Genomic DNA, 15,566 nt, shown 5'->3' with positions numbered 1-15,566 from the left:
TCAAATGGGCGAACGCTTGCAGAAAATCCAAGGTGCATATCCAACAGGCGACATTTACGAGGGTTTGCTTCTGTTGCATGCCTTCAAGACGCTCTGGAAAATGCCTCAAAATGAACCGTACGGGCTTATCAAGCTTGACCGAATGATGGCCGTAAGCCAGTATTCAAATGATTGAACGGTTATGATTTCTGGGACGATCAGGATTTTATGGAAAAAATTGTTTCTGATATGTTTGCTGAGCTTGATGGTAATAAATGGTCCAAATGCGCCGACCGGACGCCACGTTCAACAAGCTGCGTAGAGTGCCTGCGACTCCAGTACTTTGATAATAATGACGTAAGCTACGATTGCGTCGAAAAGCGCAAGCTTTATGTAATCCGGTTTCTTCCCGTCCATGCTGCGGAGAATCGAGCAGGTTTACGGCGCGTGTCTGAAAATGTCATAGCCAATATCCTGAGGTATGCGCCTATTCGGATTCTCTCTTTGGGTGGGGGGCCGGGGAGTGATATACATGCGACTCTGGAGTTTCTTAAGCAAGAAATTGAGGATTTCTCTCTGCATCGAATATTCATAACAAGAATGGATATTGAGCCGTTGTGGGATGATGTTGCACGTAATGTCATCCTGAATGTTGCAGGTGACATTTTATTCAGACTTGATACCATGCATGCGAATGTAATGGCGGGGCTCGATACCCTCAGAGAGGAGGACGAGGAGTTTGATATAGCGTTATGTTCCTACCTGATTTCAGAACTTGATGAGTCTGATCTTAAAGATCTAGGCAAAAAGCTGAGAAGAGTGATGTGGAATGGCGGGGTTATTGTGATAAACGATAGGGCTGAAATTGATGTTGAGAGAAAGATTCGAATAGTCTTTGAAGCTGCTAATGTTGATTGCTCAGAGGCAGGCAACCAAGGATGGGCGGGATTTCCTTATGCAGACGAAATCTTTCAACAAGTCAGGCCCAAAGTTAATATGAGTTCGACGGTGTTTTGGGGCGTTAAACGTGATAATTAGTGCTAGCCGAAGAACCGATATTCCTGCTTTTTACGCCGAATGGTTTATTAAAAGAGTGCGGGCTGGCTTTTTACTTACGCGAAACCCTTTTAATCACAATCAAATACGTCGCGTCTCAATGTTGGCGCAAGACGTCGAAGCTATCGTTTTCTGGACTCGCAACCCGACAAATTTAATGCCATACCTTCCGGAGTTGGATGAAAGGGGATTCAATTATTACTTTCAGTATACGATTACCGGGTATCCGCGCTCGCTTGAGCGCTCGGTTCCCAATCCGTATAAAGCGATTGAGGAATTCAGGAAGTTGAGTTCCCAATTAGGTGCGCGCCGCGTCATATGGCGGTATGACCCTGTTTTGCTTTCGAATCTACTGCCTCTGGAAGAGCATAAGCGACTGTTTCAGAAAATTGCAAAGAATCTATCCGGGTATACTCGGCGTGTTGTAGTGAGCTTTTCTGACTTCTATAAAAAGACAGAAAAAAACTTGCGGGATGTTGAGGGGTTGATTTGTTCCGATATTGCAAAAGATCGAGAAAGCTTGCAGAAGCTTACAGACTTCATGGCCAAGACTGCTGCCCAACATGACATGGAGATTTTCACCTGCGCCGAAGAAGTCGAGGTCAACGAAATTGGACACGGTAAATGTATTGATGAGCGGTTAATACAGGAGGTATTCGGACTTTCTTTGAGCGGTGACAAGGATAAGGGTCAACGGGAGTCGTGTGGCTGTATCAAAAGCGTTGATGTTGGGGTCTATAATACTTGCCTGCATGGTTGCTCTTATTGCTATGCGACATTCAGTCATGAACGAGTTATTTCAAACAAGCGAAATCACGATCCTGATAGTCCGTTTCTCGTAGGCAGCGCGGAAGGCATTGACCCTGACTTGCTTTTAGCAGTGAAATCCCAGGCGTCCTTATTTTGAACTGCGACGATGCGCGGTTGGCCTGTTGATAGAGTGAATAGGGTCGGGCTTTCATTTGAGTTGTGCCGCGCGGAAAATGCTGGCGTCGTTGCCTGCCGATAACGAGCGCGTCTCATTCTGCGAGCGCTTTGGCCCTGGCAATTGAAAACGCTTTCGGCAGGCTCGCGCCATTCTTCGCCGCAAGAATCTCCGCCATCACGCTGACGGCGATTTCCGCAGGCGTCTTGCTGCCGATGTACAGGCCGATCGGTCCGTGCAGGCGCTCAAGCGACGCTTCGGTTTCACCAAAATGCTCGATCAGGCGTTCGCGGCGCAGTTGGCTGTTACGCCGCGAGCCGATCGCACCGATGTAGAACGCCGGACCGTGCAGCGCTTCGAGCAGGGCCAGATCATCGAGTTTGGGGTCATGGCTCAAGGCGACGATGCAGGTGCGCAGATCGACCGCGAAGTCGCGGACCACGTCATCCGGCATGCCGACGATGCGCTCCACGCCGTCTACCGCCCACGTCTCGATGTACTCGGGACGCGGATCGCAAACCGCCACTTTGAAGCCGTTGAACAACGCCATGGTCGCCAGATACTCGGCCAGCGCGCCGGCCCCGATCATCAGCATCCGATAGCCCGGTCCCAAGGTGTTGAGCATCTGCGCATCATCGAAGCTGAACTGTTCCGGCGTTGCGGTCGGTTCGAGCATCACCTGACCGGACTCCAGCGCCAGACGACGGCGAACCAGTTGCCCGGCATCCAGTTGCAACAGCAACTCGTCAAGCGACTGCCACGCCGGGTTGAACTCAAGGATCAGTTCCAGCGTGCCACCGCAGGGCAAGCCGAAGCGATGCGCTTCATCGGCACTGACGCCATAGCGCACCACTTGCGGTGCGCTGTCGCTAAAAGCGCTGCCGCCATGGGCCGTGGTGAAGCGATGGATTAGGTCATCCTCGATGCAGCCGCCGGACACGCTGCCCACCACGCGACCGTCGTCACGCAAAGCCATCATCGATCCGGTCGGCCGTGGTGAAGAACCCCAGGTGCGCGCAACCGTGGCGAGTAACACACGTTCGCCGGCGGCAAGCCAGTCCCGCGCTGTGCGCAGGACCAGCAAGTCGATGCTTTCCATCAGTCTCTCCTCTTAGCGCATCTGCAGGATGATCGGGCTGCTGCTGGCCGGATCGGTGTGTTCACGCAGTTTGCTCACCGTCTGCGCATCAACCGCCGTGCTCTGATTGCCCCAGGTGCTGCGCATGAACGTCAGCACTTCGGCGATCTGCTGATCCGACAATTGCTCACGGAAGGCTGGCATGCGATAGGCGTCCGGCACGCCGGCCGCCACGACACGCTGCGAACCATTCAGGGTGATGTTGATCGCCGAGGCGCTTTCCTTGGCCAGTGCAGAAGTCGCGCCGGCCAGCGGCGGCATCCATTCAGGTTGACCCTTGCCGTCCAGACCGTGGCAGGAAGCACAGCGCGTCACGTAGGTATGCGCACCGGGCGAGTCCAGACGTTGCGCTGCCGACACCGCTTGATACTGCCACGGCGCGCCATCCCGTTCGCGATCCCCGGGAAGCGACTTCAGGTAGTGGGCAATCGCGGTCAAATCTTCATCGCTCATGAACTGGGTGGAGTTGTTGAACGCCTCGGTCATCGAGCCGTAGACCACCGCGTGCTGGTTGCGACCGGTCTTGAGGAACTGCACGATCTCCGCTTCGCTCCAGCGGCCCAGCCCGGTGTTGTGGTCATCGCGCAGGCTCGGTGCGTACCAGCCATCGAGCAACGCACCGGCGAGGTACGGCTTACCGGCCTCATCCAGTGCCTTCTCGTTGAAAGCCAGGCCGCGCGGCGTGTGGCAACTGCCGCAGTGGCCGGCGCCCTGAACGAGGTAAGCGCCACGGTTCCACTGTTCATCTTGCGAAGGTTTGGCCACGTAGGGCTCGGCGTCGACAAACACGCCGTTCCACAGTGCGATCGGCCAGCGCAGGTTCAGCGGAAAGGGAATGGTGCTGGGGATATTCGCCTGTTTCACCGGCGCCACGCCTTTCATGAAGAACGCATACAACGCACGCACATCATCGTCACTGAGTTTGGCGTAGGACGGGTAGGGCATCGCCGGGTACAACCGGCGACTGTCGGGTGCCACGCCGTGGCGCACCGCCCGGTCGAAATCCGCCAGGCTGTAGTGGCCGATGCCGGTCTCCGTGTCCGGGGTGATATTGGTCGCATGGATTGAGCCCAGCGGCGTGGCCATTTCCAGGCCGCCGGCGAACGGCGCGCCGCCCGGCACGCTGTGACAGGCCACGCAATCGCTGAGCCGGGCGACGTATTCGCCACGGGTGACCAGCGCCGGGTCGATGTCGGACACGGCGATCTGATGGTTTTCCAGGCGCGAGACAGGCTCGCGGGTGACATACCAGGCCAGCAGGCCTGCCGCGACCAGGCACGGCACTGCCAGCCAGCCAGCGGTTCTTGCGAATCGGCTGTTATTCATGGACGCTCCGGCGCTGATCAAGTGAAGGTGTGTCGGCTCATGGGCAGGCTGCGCACCCGCTGACCGGTTAGCCTTGCCACCGCGTTAGCGACGGCGGGCGCGACCGCTGGCAACGGCGGTTCACCGATGCCACCCATTTTTTCGCCACTCTCGACCACACGCACATGGACCCGAGCCATCCGCGCAGGCGGCAGGATCGGATACAAGTCGTAGTTGCGCGCCCGGGGTTTGCCATCAATCCACACGGCTTCTTCCACCAGGGTTTGCGACAGTCCCAGCGCCACGGCGCCATTGACCTGCGCTTCGACAATCGCCGGGTTGACGATGCTGCCCGGGTCAATCGCCTGCCAGATGTCGTGCACCTTGACCTGGCCGTTCTCGATGGACACCTCGGCGATCACCGCCGTCTCCGTACCGAACGGCGAAGCCATGGCCACGCCGCGTGCACGTTTACTGCCGTCCTCGGCGGTAAACGGCCCGCGCTTCCAGCCGCCCGACAGTTCACCCACCGCTTGTAGCAGGGTGGTCAGGCGTTTGTTGTCACGCAGCAAATGCAGGCGCAGGTCGAACGGGTCCTTGCCACCCTTGTCGGCCAGCTCATCGAGGAACGATTCATAGAAGAAGTCGTTCAGCGAATTGCCCACCGAACGCCAGTAACCGAGCATCGCAGGGCCTTTGACGTAGATCTGCGCGATGCGTTTGTTAGAGATCGCATAGGACTTGCCCGACAAGCCTTCAAGCGCCGTGGGGTCGAGTTTTTCACCTTGCTTGCCGGCGAGCGCTTCGGTCGGGCCTTCGGTGGCGCTGATCGCTTCGATTGCCAGCGGCCAGCCGTCGCTGTCCAGCGCAGCGCGGAAATTCACTGCGGCAACCGGGCGCAGCACGTCACGCAGGAACTCTTCTTCGCGACTCCAGATCAGTTTGACCGGTCGGCCAACGGCCTTGGACAACGCGATCGCCTGAGGGTAGGGACTGGCCGAGTCGTAGAGAAAATGCCGGCCAAAGAACCCGCCCAGCAGCGGGGAATGCAAGGTGATGCGCGAAAGATCGAGGCCCGTGCGTTTGGCGATGTCGGCGCGGAACATGTCCGGCGCCTGATTCGGCAGCCAGACTTCCAGCGAACCGTCGGGGTTGAATCGGGCCAGTGCTGAAGGCGGTTCCAGTTGACCGTGGTTCAGGTATTGGTTGTGGTAAGTGGCGTCGATCCGGGTCTTGGTGTCCTTGAAAATCGACGCCACGTCGCCTTGGTTTTCATCATCTTTGGCCGGGCCTTTATCTTCCGCGAGGCGTTTGAACCAGGCATCGCTGGAAAAGTCAGCGGGCATCGGCCGCACTTTGCTGTCGGCCGTTGGCTCTTGCCAGTCGACCTGAATCGCTTCGACCGCACGTTTGGCGTGCCACCAGCGCTCGGCGACTACCGCCACGGCGCCCGGCAGACGGTGCACGGAATGCACGCCTTTCATGGCCTTGACCTGCTCTTCGTTGCGCAGGTTGCCGACCGTCATGCCCAGGCGCGGGGCATGTTGAACGGCGGCATGGAGCATGTCATCGACCTTCAGATCGATGCTGTACAGCGCCTTGCCGGTGGACTTGTCGTAGGCATCGAGGCGTTTCACCGGTTTGCCGATCCAGCGGAACTGGCTCGGATCACGCAGCTTCACAGAGGCCGGATCGGGAACCGGCAGATCCATCGCCCGCTCGGCCAGTTCACCGTAAGCCAGCGAGCGGCCCGACTTGGCATGCACGACTTTGCCGGGCTCGGTGCTCAACTCGCTGACCGGCACGCCAAGTTGCTGCGCGCCCGCCTGCAATAACATGGCGCGGGCGAGGGCGCCGAGGCGGCGCATGACCGGGTAGCTCATGCGCACAGACATGCTGCCGCCGGTGATACGCATGCCGTTTTCCAGCACCACATAGGCTTCGCCGGGCGGTGCGGCTTCTACCAGAAAGGTCGATGGATCGGCATCCAGCTCTTCACCGACGATTTGCGCCATCGCCGTGAACGTGCCTTGTCCGCCTTCCATGAACGGGCAGAGCAGACGCACGCGGTTGTCCGGACGGATCTCAAGAAACGCCGGCACCTGCGTGCCGCGTTCGGCCGTCGCCGCTGCAACGGCAGCTTGCACGCGCGTCGCCCCCAGCGGCAGGCCGAAGCCGAGGACCAGTGCGCCGACGGCGGTGCCGGTGAGAAAACGTCTACGCGAAACATTGATCGGTTCGTGCAGATCCAGTACCGAGGCTTGCTGTGAAGGGTCGATTCGCACGTTCATCACGCGTCTCCCTTGCCGGCAAGCTCATGCACGGCGGCATGAATCGCGTTGTAAGTACCGCAGCGGCACAGATTGACCATCGCCGCCTCGATCTGCGCATCACTCGGCTTGGGGTTCTGTTTGAGCAACGCGGTGGCGGCCATCACTTGCCCGGACTGGCAGTAGCCACACTGGGCGACCTGCAGATCGACCCAGGTCGAGACCACCCGTTTGCCCACGTCATCGCTTTCGATGGCCTCAATGGTGGTGACCTCGCGGCCGACCACACCGGCCACCGGCGTGACGCACGAGCGCACCACATTGCCATCCACCAGCACCGAACAGGCGCCGCATTGCGCCAGTCCGCAGCCGTACTTGGTCCCGGTCATGCCCAGATCATCGCGAATCACCCACAGCAAGGGTGTATCGGCGTCGGCATCGACCTGATAGGTCTTCTGGTTGATTCGTAGTTCCATGATTCACCCGCTGATCATCGGTTGACGTGCATTGTTATGAGCGGTGACACGCGGCGAGGCGCATCAGCGTTTTTCGTTCAATTCGCTATTGTGCCGAGCGCTTCTGCTTCAAATGGCTGCCCGCGCAGGAGGGCGATGTCACGACTCGGCGCGGTGCCGAACAGGCGGCCATATTCACGGCTGAACTGCGAAGGGCTTTCATAGCCGACCGCAAACGCCGCGCGCGAAACGTCGAGGCGCTCGACCAGCATCAGCCGCCGCGCTTCGTTGAGGCGCAGCCATTTCTGGTACTGCAGCGGACTCATACCGGTGAGCTGACGGAAATGATGGTGAAAGGTCGGCGCGCTCATCTGCACACGCGCGGCCAGATCGTCGATGCGCAGGGCATCTGCGTAGTTGAGCTTGAGCCAGTCAATCGCCTTGGCGATGCGATAACCCTGACCATCGACGGCCGTGATCTGCCGCAGCCGTGCACCTTGGTCGGTATGCAGCAACCGATAGTGGATCTCGCGCAAAATCAGCGGCGCCAGCACCGGGATCGCCTCGGGTTCGTCGAGCAATGCCAGCAGGCGGTCAAGTGCGCCCTCCAGCGCGGACGACAGGCTGCCAATCGCGGCGCCGGTGCCCGTTGATGGCTGCCGCTTGGCCGGCAAGCCGCTCTTGGTGATGACTTCGGCGAGCATGCTCACATCCAGTTTCAGCACCAGACCGACACAGGGCTGTTCGGGACTGGCAAGCGTCACTTCGGAGTTGGCGGGCAGGTCCAGCGACGTCACCAGAAACCGCGAAGGGTCATAGCTGTAACCCTCACCACCAACCCACAAACGCTTTTCGCCGCGACCGACGAGAATCAGGCTGGGTTCGATCATGCACACCACGGGGGGCGCCGGCTGGTCGCGACGAAACAGCGACAGTCCGGGTATGGCCGTGGCGAAGTCACCCGGCGCGCTCACGCGCGGGTCGATGTTCACCGCCAAAGGCGATTCCTGGGGCAGAGGGGTTGGGATCATGTCGGGTCACTCCTGTTGAGCGAACTCTAATGCGCGCGCGAGACGTTTCCTATCCATCACCCTGCATCGCCAGAGGATCAGGCAAGCATTCAAGAGGAATGCACTAGGGAAGGGCCGGATTGACCGGGAGAATGTGTCTATCTGTTTCAGGGGCGGTGCCAGGATGGGCGACACACTGCTTGCCCCTGCGCATCACATCCACCCGTTTTTTCGCATCACAGGTCGTTCCAATGACATTTCCTTCTACAGATCCTTCCAAAAAAACAGGCGGCTGGAGCGCCGTGCTGGCCATGTCGCTGGCCGCATTCGCTTTGGTCGCTTCAGAGTTCATGCCGGTCAGCCTGCTGACGCCGATTGCGGCAGACCTGCACATCACCGAAGGCCAGGCCGGGCAGGGGATTTCCGTGTCGGGCGCCTTTGCCTTGATCACCAGCCTGTTGATTGCATCGGTCGCCGCTCGCGTCGAACGCAAGAAATTGTTGCTGGGCCTGACCTTGCTGATGATCGTCTCCGGCACGGTGGTCGCGATCGCACCGGGTTACCCGTCATTCATGTTTGGACGTGCGTTGATCGGGATAGCGATTGGTGGTTTCTGGTCGCTGTCGGCGGCGACAGCAATACGTCTGGTGAAGCCTGAACAGGTTTCGCGAGCGCTGGCCATCGTCAATGGCGGTAACGCGCTGGCCACGGTCATCGCCGCTCCGGCGGGCAGTTTTCTCGGCTCGCTGATCGGCTGGCGCGGCGCATTCTTCTGCGTGGTTCCGGTCGCGGTGCTGGCAGCGGTGTGGCTGCTGATCAGCCTGCCGTCGTTCAAGGCCGAGCGCCAGGCCGGTAGCGGCAACGTTCTGCGGCTGATGAAGCAATTGCCAGTGGCCTTGGGCATGGTCGCCGTCAGCGTGTTTTTCATGGGCCAGTTCATGCTGTTCACCTACCTGCGGCCCTTCCTTGAAGGCGTGACGGGCGTCAGTGTTTCAACGTTGTCCTTGATGCTGCTGGGGTTGGGACTGGCCGGCTTTATCGGCACCTTTCTGATCGAACGGTTTATGGGCCGCGGCCTCTACCGCACGTTGACCGTCATCCCGCTGATCATGGCGGCCATCGCGCTGGCGCTGGTCAGCTTCGGCAAATCACCGGTGTTGACCGCCATTTTGCTCGGTCTCTGGGGACTGGTCGCCACGGCCGCGCCAGTCGGTTGGTGGACATGGCTGGCGCAAACGCTTCCGGATGATGCGGAGGCTGGAGGCGGCTTGCTCGTGGCGATTGTCCAATTGGCGATCGCCGGTGGCGCAATCATTGGTGGTCTGGCTTTTGATTTGAGTGGTTATAAAGCTACGTTCGAGCTTAGTGCCGCTGTCTTGGTTGTCGCGTCGGTGCTGGCCTGGTTGGCGGGGCGCAATGCGACGGAGGTTCATCTTGTTGAGTCGGCAGTTCATTAGGAGGCTGTTCCCGGCGATCCTGAGACCCGATTTGTCTGATCAAGCAGGAAGCTGCTCAGTGCGCCAATGACGGTTGGGTCGCGACCGAGACAGTGAAGACCACGACAAACAGCACGACGACTCCCCAGAACAACACCATGACTGTCAGCATGACAACCTTAAGGCCTTGATAAAGCCTGCGCAGCCAATGACCTTCGGGTTTTGCTTCAGAGCGGCTTCTGAGTAGGCCTTTCAAATAAAAACCGAGGAGCGCCAACAGCGCGCCATCGATCGCCAGCGCAGGCAGACCGGCTATAGGGAAAATGCTTTCCCACCGATAGAAAGAAGACCGGCTCAGGAAGACCACATAGCAAACCAGGCTGCCGTAGGGCAGTGCTCTCCACCATTTTCCGGCCAGCGCGCCGACCATCAGGCACATGATCACCATGAAAGGGCTGAGGAGAATATGGAGCATCCACTCCAGTACGTTGGGCAAGTAGTCCGGGGAATGGATGTTGCGCCAGAGGTGTTCCAACATTGATCGGGTTCCTTCCTTCTCGGGAGTCAGTGCGGTTGCGGTGCTTCCGTGCTACTGCACGGTATCGACGTGTTTTCGGGTTACATAAGGGTGTTATATGAATTGGGTAAGAACCGACGTTCGCGAAGGACCGGTTCCGCCCCGTAACCACCGTTTACACAGCTCGATTGCTAGAGTTCCAGCCAGTCAGAATGAAGCTGCGGAAATCGCTCTTGCAGCCACTCGATAAAAGCTTGAACCTGGGGCGCCAGATGAGTCCGGCTCGGGTATAGCAACGACACCGGGCGAGGGGCTGGCCGATAAGGCTTTAGAATTTCCACCAAACCGCGACTTTCCAAATGCTTGGCCACGGCGATCCCGGGTGCCTGAATTATTCCGAAGCCCGACACACCACACTGAACGTACGCATTCGACTCGGTGACGGTGATGCCGGCGTCAGGCACAAAGGATCGATCCTGACCTTTCACCGAAAAATGCCAGGGCAATGTCCGGTTGCTCTGACCGGACAAGAAGTTGACGCCTCGATGGGAGGCCAGATCGTCGAGTGTCTTGGGTTCGCCATGCTCGTTCAAATACCCGGGCGCGGCACACGTCACCATCGTCGCCATCGCGATAGGGCGAGCGATCAAGGTGGAATTCGGTAGATCGCCGATACGCAACGCACAGTCGACGCCTTCGCCGATCAAGTCGACGGCCCGATCAGTCACGCCCAGAACCATGTTGATACTGGGGTAGGAGACGGTGAATTCTTTAAGGCTATTGATGAATTTCATCTGCGCGAAGGCGCTTGGGATATCGACGCGCAGCCGGCCTGTGAGCGTTGCTCCTGATCGATCGAACATTGAGGTCGCAGCAGCAATACCCGCCAGAATTTCCTGTACCCGCTCATAGAACCTCTCGCCCTCGGCGGTGAGTGCGACCTTTCTCGTGGTGCGCTGGAACAAGCGCACGCCCAGTGACGTTTCCAGCTCCTGGATATACCGAGTGACCTGCGGTCGCCCGATGTCCAGCGATTCGGCAGCTTTGGTAAAGCTGCCAAGTTCGGCAAGCCTGGCGAACAGTCGCATCGATTGAAGCAATTCCATGACGCTTTCCTATGAACCCGGACATCAACGGTTGAACATGATTGTTATCCAAGAATAGAACAATCATGTCTTTTTTCACGCATTTATTGCGCACCTTCAACAGCGAAAAATGCACCCAAGGCGGAACCGGTTCTGGTTCGAGGCCATTGATGTGTAATTGGAGATTGGCAATGAAAGCTTGGTTATTGAACGATTTCGGACTCGACAACCTGCAATTGGGAGAGGTTGCGACCCCGCAACCCAAGGCTGGCGAGTTACTGGTGAAGGTCGGCGCTGTCTCGCTCAACTTTCGCGACAAGGCTATCGTCGACGGCATTTATGAACCGCACATGGTGCCAAAACCGCTGATTCCGGTAAGCGATGCAGCCGGCACGGTGGTCGCCATTGGTGACAACGTCACGCGTTTTAAAGTCGGTGATCGCGTCAACTCCCACCTTTATTCACGCTGGCTGGATGGCGAGCCAGGGCCGAACGAACCCGATTACTGCTTCGGTTCGCCGTTGCCCGGCGGTCTGGCCGAATACATGATCATCCATGAAGACAGCGCCGTCGGTGCTCCCGACAACATGAGCGACGAGGAGGCGGCAACACTGCCCATTGCTGCGCTCACAGCCTGGTATTCGCTGGTGGACTTTGGACAGATCAAGGCAGGACAGACCGTATTGGTTCAAGGTACTGGAGGGGTATCGATATTTGCCGTGCAGATTGCTACTGCACTTGGCGCGAAGGTCATCGCAACGTCGAGCAGCGACCAGAATCTGCAAACTGTGACGGGGCTGGGAGCTGTGGCGGGCATCAACTACAGAACCACCCCGAAGTGGGCGGACGAAGTGCTGAAACTAACCGACGGCAAGGGCGTGGATCTGTTACTCGATGTGGCCGGTGGCAGTGGCATCAATCAATCAGTCGCAGCAACCAAGGCATCGGGGCGTATTGCGCAGATCGGCTTTCTGACAGGACAAACCGTTGAGCTCAATCTGATGCCACTTATTTTCCGTCAGACGACCATTCGCGGAATCGCCGTGGCGCCGCGCTCATCATTCGACCGGATGAACGCGTTCCTCAACGAGCACAAGATCCGTCCCGTGATTGATCAGGTTTATCCGTTCGAGAAAGCACGAGAAGCTTACGAGCATCTCGCGAGGGGAGCATTTGGGAAGGTTGTGATCAAAGTCGCTTGATAACGTTAAGGCGCCAATTTTGGCGCCTTTTTTTCGCTCATCGCAGCAGATTCTGATGTCAACGCATAAGCAAGGGCTGCCGGACGACCCAAGTCATCAAGGCGTTACATGAGTTTGAAAAATCTTGCTAATCACAGTCCACTTGCCATCAACTTTCAGCAGATGAAAAAAGTCAGTGAAAGAGATACCTGACATGTCGTTGGCGTCGATGCGAGCGCTCGCAGCCGTACCGACGACTTCGACGCGAACGATAGCCGCCGGTGCATCAGGAGAAGGGCGGAAACCCTTGTCGATCCCGTCGAACAGGATTGAAATTGCGCCGCCCGCCAGCTTGCCGTCGCCATCGACACTGAACATGGTTGCCTGCTCACTGAAAGCTGGCTTCATGATGCTGCTTTTGGCCTGCTTGCAGCCCTCGATGTACTGGTTAAGCACCTCGGTGATGGCTTGGTATTCTTCAACGTAAGTTGGCTTGCTCATGTGCTTGCTCCTGCTTCATAGGATTAGTGCAACAAAGGCATCAGGCTTTGGTATCAAGCCAGACAGATCCATAACGTGTGTAGGCGGTAGGAATCTCAATGATTTCCTTAAGATCATCTGCAGCGGTGCGAACCCAGAATGGATCTCGGAGCATTTGCCGCCCGACAAACACCAGATCAGCTCGGCCGTTCTGCAAGATTTCTTCAGCCTGACGTCCACTCTGAATCACACCCACAGCGCCTGTTGCTATATGCAACTCCTTACGCAGTAATTCGGCGGCCGGCACTTGGTAACCCGGGTAGGTCTCGACCTTGACCATCTTGATCCCGCCGGAGCTGCAGTCGATCAAGTCAACGCCCTGCGCTTTCATCCAGCGACCATATTCGAGGAACGACTCGGGCGTGTTTCCGCCTTCGGCGTAATCAGAACTGGAGATGCGAACGAACAGAGGGCGATCCCCCCAATGCGTTTTGACCTCTTCCAGCACCTCGCGCAGGAAGCGATAACGACGCTCGGCATCTCCGCCATATTCGTCGTCGCGGGTATTAGCCAACGGCGAGAGAAACTCACTTAACAAGTAGCCGTGCGCGGCATGGATCTCAAGCACATCAAATCCAGCGTCGCTGGCCCGTCGTGCGGCATCGCCGAAAAGCTTTACCAGAGCCGGAATCTCGTCAGCCGCGAGTTCGCGAGGAACAGGGCTGGTTTCCGTAAATGGAATCGCCGATGGCGCGATGTGAATCAGACCGGGCAGGTCAGCATTGCGCCCCGCATGGCCGATCTGAGCGCCGGCTTTTGCACCAAAGCCGTGAAGCAATTCTGTTAGCGCCTTCAAGCCGACAACGTGCTCATCGCTCCAGATGCCAAGGTCACCGGCTCCAATACGACCGTCAGCCTGAATGGCCAGCGTTTCGGGAAAAATCAGCGCAGCCTGACCCAGAGCACGAGCGCCGTAATGAACGCGGTGCCAGTCAGTGACGAAACCATCATCCGCCGCCATATGCATGCACATAGGGGACATGACGACCCGGTTTTTCAGGGTGAGGCCCTTAATTTCATAGGGTGATAACAACAAACTCATCTGTCCGGTTCCATAGTGGTGAATATGGAATCCATGCTAACTTTTGCAGCACATCGACGTAAGTACGCACAATTTTGTGCGGTAGGCACACTTTTTATACCAAGGTGATAACAGTGAAAAAATGTAACCCTCAGGACGAAATCGAGGCTTTCGCGTGCCCCGTGGCGTTCACTGTCGATGTCATTGGTGGAAAATGGAAATCGCTCATACTTTTTCACCTGATGTCAGGCACGAAGCGCTTCAACGAGCTGCGTCGGCTAATTCCAGATATCACACAGAGGATGCTCACACTCCAGCTGAGAGAACTGGAGACTGACGGGGTGATTCATCGCGAAATCTATCGCGAGGTGCCACCCAAAGTGGAGTATTCGCTTACAGCGTTAGGTAACTCACTCGCGCCATTGGTGAGTGCGATGCGAGAGTGGGGAGCAGTGCATGAACGCACGATCCTGGAACTCAGGCGTTCTGCAGTCTGTGACGACAAACTGGAATCTCTGGCTTGAATCATGGCGATGTTGAGAGGTGAAGGGGGTTGAAACTGCACGAGCGCAATCAACCGCGCGGATGAGGCGAATTTTTGAGATGGCGCTGCGGTTACGAAAAAATCGGGCCGCCACCTTATTTCATGTCACGCCATCGGCTTCGGGCGTGGAGATACGCTGTCAAATCGCTGTAACCAAGTTGAGCGGCAATCTCGGTTAATGACTCTCCTTGCAATTCAAGATGCATTTCCAATTCTGCGCGAATCTGATCGAGCAATTGTCTGAAGGTTGTACCTTGCTCTTCCAGCCGTCTGCGCAAGGTCCTTGGTGTCTGGTGCAGCGACTTCGCCAGATTGTCCAGATTGGGAATTTCACGTCTCGCTAGAGATCGTCGCGCTCCTTCAGCAACCTTGGCTGACCAACCGCTGAAATTCCGATGCGCGGCGATCCGTCGATCCAGTTCCTGCGTTAATAATTCCAACATCCCGTGATGACGGGTTTGCATTGGCAGGCTTAAGCTTCGAGGATGAAAATAGAAGCAGTTGATCGAGCAATCAAACTCGACTCGATCACCAAACCATTGGGTGTACTGCTTGTAATACGACGGACGCGAATGAGTGAACTTTGCCAAAATCGGCTGCACATTGTGTCCTGTACCTTGTCGTAACTGCGCTATGGACATCACCCCGTAGTGTTCGACGACATACCGCGCCAACTCTCCTGGCGCATCAACGTTCAATTCGACTCCGACGCCGTTTTCGTCATTTACCAACCTTACATTGTCGGTGTCCGAGGCAAGAGGTGCGTACCGGGCCCAAAGGTGCATAGCTGACAAAATATCGGGACTGTACAGGCAAAGATAAGCCAGGACATGCAAGTCCTGGGGTGTGAATAGCGCGAACAATTTTAATCCGATCGCCGGATCGATACGTGCCGCTTCGCGCCACAGTTGATCCAGTTCGATCAGGTTGTAATCCGTACTTTTCCGGGCAACCTGGCTATCAAGGAAGCGCTCCAATACCTGGCCCAGCCTGCCGCGATGAAAGCGTTGGGGTGGGCGGTTGGCCGGTTCTAGCTCAATTTTGTCCATTTCGCGCATTGGGAGGACTTGCTCGCAGGTTTCTAATGAAAGGGCATTGCCCGGA

At 57.3% G+C, this 15,566-nt stretch carries 15 protein-coding genes; 5 read left to right on the top strand and 10 right to left on the bottom strand.

Annotated elements, in window-relative coordinates; all coding sequences use genetic code 11:
• Positions 1–171: 171 nt before the first annotated feature.
• A complete protein-coding gene (locus HUW52_RS17155; protein ID WP_175554352.1) occupies positions 172–1,017 on the top strand; it encodes a hypothetical protein in 846 nt (281 codons plus the stop codon).
• Positions 1,007–1,942 carry a DUF1848 domain-containing protein gene (locus tag HUW52_RS17150; protein ID WP_175554351.1) on the top strand — a complete coding sequence of 312 codons (936 nt, stop codon included), beginning with the start codon at positions 1,007–1,009 and terminating at the stop codon, positions 1,940–1,942. Before HUW52_RS17155 ends, HUW52_RS17150 begins: the two co-directional genes overlap by 11 nt.
• Positions 1,943–2,054: 112 nt before the next feature.
• Here the strand turns inward: HUW52_RS17150 and HUW52_RS17145 are convergent, their stop codons facing one another.
• From HUW52_RS17145 to HUW52_RS17125, 5 genes are all read right to left on the bottom strand, one after another.
• Positions 2,055–3,059 carry an XdhC family protein gene (locus HUW52_RS17145; protein ID WP_175554350.1) on the bottom strand — a complete coding sequence of 335 codons (1,005 nt, stop codon included), beginning with the start codon at positions 3,057–3,059 and terminating at the stop codon, positions 2,055–2,057.
• A gap of 12 nt (positions 3,060–3,071) precedes the next feature.
• Entirely contained in the window at positions 3,072–4,424 is a 1,353-nt protein-coding gene (locus HUW52_RS17140) for a cytochrome c (protein WP_175554349.1), read from the bottom strand.
• A 17-nt stretch (positions 4,425–4,441) separates the two neighbouring features.
• Entirely contained in the window at positions 4,442–6,694 is a 2,253-nt protein-coding gene (locus tag HUW52_RS17135; RefSeq protein WP_175554348.1) for a molybdopterin cofactor-binding domain-containing protein, read from the bottom strand.
• Positions 6,694–7,149, bottom strand: coding sequence for a (2Fe-2S)-binding protein (locus tag HUW52_RS17130; RefSeq protein ID WP_039772180.1), 456 nt, complete (start codon positions 7,147–7,149; stop codon positions 6,694–6,696). Before HUW52_RS17130 ends, HUW52_RS17135 begins: the two co-directional genes overlap by 1 nt.
• Positions 7,150–7,226: 77 nt before the next feature.
• Positions 7,227–8,159: an AraC family transcriptional regulator gene (locus HUW52_RS17125; RefSeq protein WP_016986853.1), complete on the bottom strand. Its 933-nt coding sequence runs from the start codon at positions 8,157–8,159 to the stop codon at positions 7,227–7,229.
• Between the two features lie 230 nt (positions 8,160–8,389).
• Here HUW52_RS17125 and HUW52_RS17120 point away from each other — a divergent pair, with 230 nt between their 5' ends.
• Positions 8,390–9,595, top strand: coding sequence for an MFS transporter (locus HUW52_RS17120; protein WP_175554347.1), 1,206 nt, complete (start codon positions 8,390–8,392; stop codon positions 9,593–9,595).
• 55 nt (positions 9,596–9,650) lie between these two features.
• Here HUW52_RS17120 and HUW52_RS17115 read toward each other — a convergent pair whose 3' ends face one another.
• Entirely contained in the window at positions 9,651–10,112 is a 462-nt protein-coding gene (locus HUW52_RS17115) for a hypothetical protein (RefSeq protein ID WP_175554346.1), read from the bottom strand.
• Between the two features lie 170 nt (positions 10,113–10,282).
• Positions 10,283–11,197, bottom strand: coding sequence for a LysR family transcriptional regulator (locus HUW52_RS17110; protein ID WP_175554345.1), 915 nt, complete (start codon positions 11,195–11,197; stop codon positions 10,283–10,285).
• Positions 11,198–11,367: 170 nt separating this feature from the next.
• Here HUW52_RS17110 and HUW52_RS17105 point away from each other — a divergent pair, with 170 nt between their 5' ends.
• Complete coding sequence (locus HUW52_RS17105) at positions 11,368–12,378, top strand: NAD(P)-dependent alcohol dehydrogenase (protein WP_175555692.1); 1,011 nt, start codon at positions 11,368–11,370, stop codon at positions 12,376–12,378.
• Between the two features lie 96 nt (positions 12,379–12,474).
• Here HUW52_RS17105 and HUW52_RS17100 read toward each other — a convergent pair whose 3' ends face one another.
• On the bottom strand, positions 12,475–12,858 hold the full coding sequence (locus HUW52_RS17100; RefSeq protein ID WP_108224581.1) for a nuclear transport factor 2 family protein: 384 nt from the start codon (positions 12,856–12,858) through the stop codon (positions 12,475–12,477).
• Positions 12,859–12,898: 40 nt separating this feature from the next.
• The gene (gene namA / locus HUW52_RS17095; RefSeq protein WP_175554344.1) at positions 12,899–13,939 is read right to left on the bottom strand and encodes an NADPH dehydrogenase NamA; all 1,041 of its coding nucleotides are present in this window, start codon (positions 13,937–13,939) and stop codon (positions 12,899–12,901) included.
• Positions 13,940–14,052: 113 nt separating this feature from the next.
• On the opposite strand from namA, the gene HUW52_RS17090 reads away from it, so the two are divergent.
• Entirely contained in the window at positions 14,053–14,442 is a 390-nt protein-coding gene (locus tag HUW52_RS17090; protein ID WP_016986848.1) for a helix-turn-helix domain-containing protein, read from the top strand.
• Between the two features lie 115 nt (positions 14,443–14,557).
• On the opposite strand, the gene HUW52_RS17085 is transcribed toward HUW52_RS17090, so the two are convergent.
• Complete coding sequence (locus HUW52_RS17085) at positions 14,558–15,520, bottom strand: AraC family transcriptional regulator (RefSeq protein ID WP_016986847.1); 963 nt, start codon at positions 15,518–15,520, stop codon at positions 14,558–14,560.
• Positions 15,521–15,566 lie beyond the last annotated feature (46 nt).

The sequence above is a fragment of the Pseudomonas sp. 43A genome, from assembly GCF_013363935.1.
GTDB lineage: Bacteria > Pseudomonadota > Gammaproteobacteria > Pseudomonadales > Pseudomonadaceae > Aquipseudomonas > Aquipseudomonas crudilactis.
Note: the sequence above shows the minus strand (reverse complement) of the source record. Positions and strands in the feature narration are given on the sequence as shown.

What these genes read in the sequence shown, in the direction of transcription:
- HUW52_RS17145 (WP_175554350.1), bottom strand. Translation starts at nt 3,059, where the DNA reads ATGGAAAGCATCGACTTGCTGGTCCTGCGCACAGCGCGGGACTGGCTT.
- HUW52_RS17140 (WP_175554349.1), bottom strand. Translation starts at nt 4,424, where the DNA reads ATGAATAACAGCCGATTCGCAAGAACCGCTGGCTGGCTGGCAGTGCCG.
- HUW52_RS17135 (WP_175554348.1), bottom strand. Translation starts at nt 6,694, where the DNA reads ATGAACGTGCGAATCGACCCTTCACAGCAAGCCTCGGTACTGGATCTG.
- HUW52_RS17130 (WP_039772180.1), bottom strand. Translation starts at nt 7,149, where the DNA reads ATGGAACTACGAATCAACCAGAAGACCTATCAGGTCGATGCCGACGCC.
- HUW52_RS17125 (WP_016986853.1), bottom strand. Translation starts at nt 8,159, where the DNA reads ATGATCCCAACCCCTCTGCCCCAGGAATCGCCTTTGGCGGTGAACATC.
- HUW52_RS17120 (WP_175554347.1), top strand. Translation starts at nt 8,390, where the DNA reads ATGACATTTCCTTCTACAGATCCTTCCAAAAAAACAGGCGGCTGGAGC.
- HUW52_RS17115 (WP_175554346.1), bottom strand. Translation starts at nt 10,112, where the DNA reads ATGTTGGAACACCTCTGGCGCAACATCCATTCCCCGGACTACTTGCCC.
- HUW52_RS17110 (WP_175554345.1), bottom strand. Translation starts at nt 11,197, where the DNA reads ATGGAATTGCTTCAATCGATGCGACTGTTCGCCAGGCTTGCCGAACTT.
- HUW52_RS17105 (WP_175555692.1), top strand. Translation starts at nt 11,368, where the DNA reads ATGAAAGCTTGGTTATTGAACGATTTCGGACTCGACAACCTGCAATTG.
- HUW52_RS17100 (WP_108224581.1), bottom strand. Translation starts at nt 12,858, where the DNA reads ATGAGCAAGCCAACTTACGTTGAAGAATACCAAGCCATCACCGAGGTG.
- namA (WP_175554344.1), bottom strand. Translation starts at nt 13,939, where the DNA reads ATGAGTTTGTTGTTATCACCCTATGAAATTAAGGGCCTCACCCTGAAA.
- HUW52_RS17085 (WP_016986847.1), bottom strand. Translation starts at nt 15,520, where the DNA reads ATGCGCGAAATGGACAAAATTGAGCTAGAACCGGCCAACCGCCCACCC.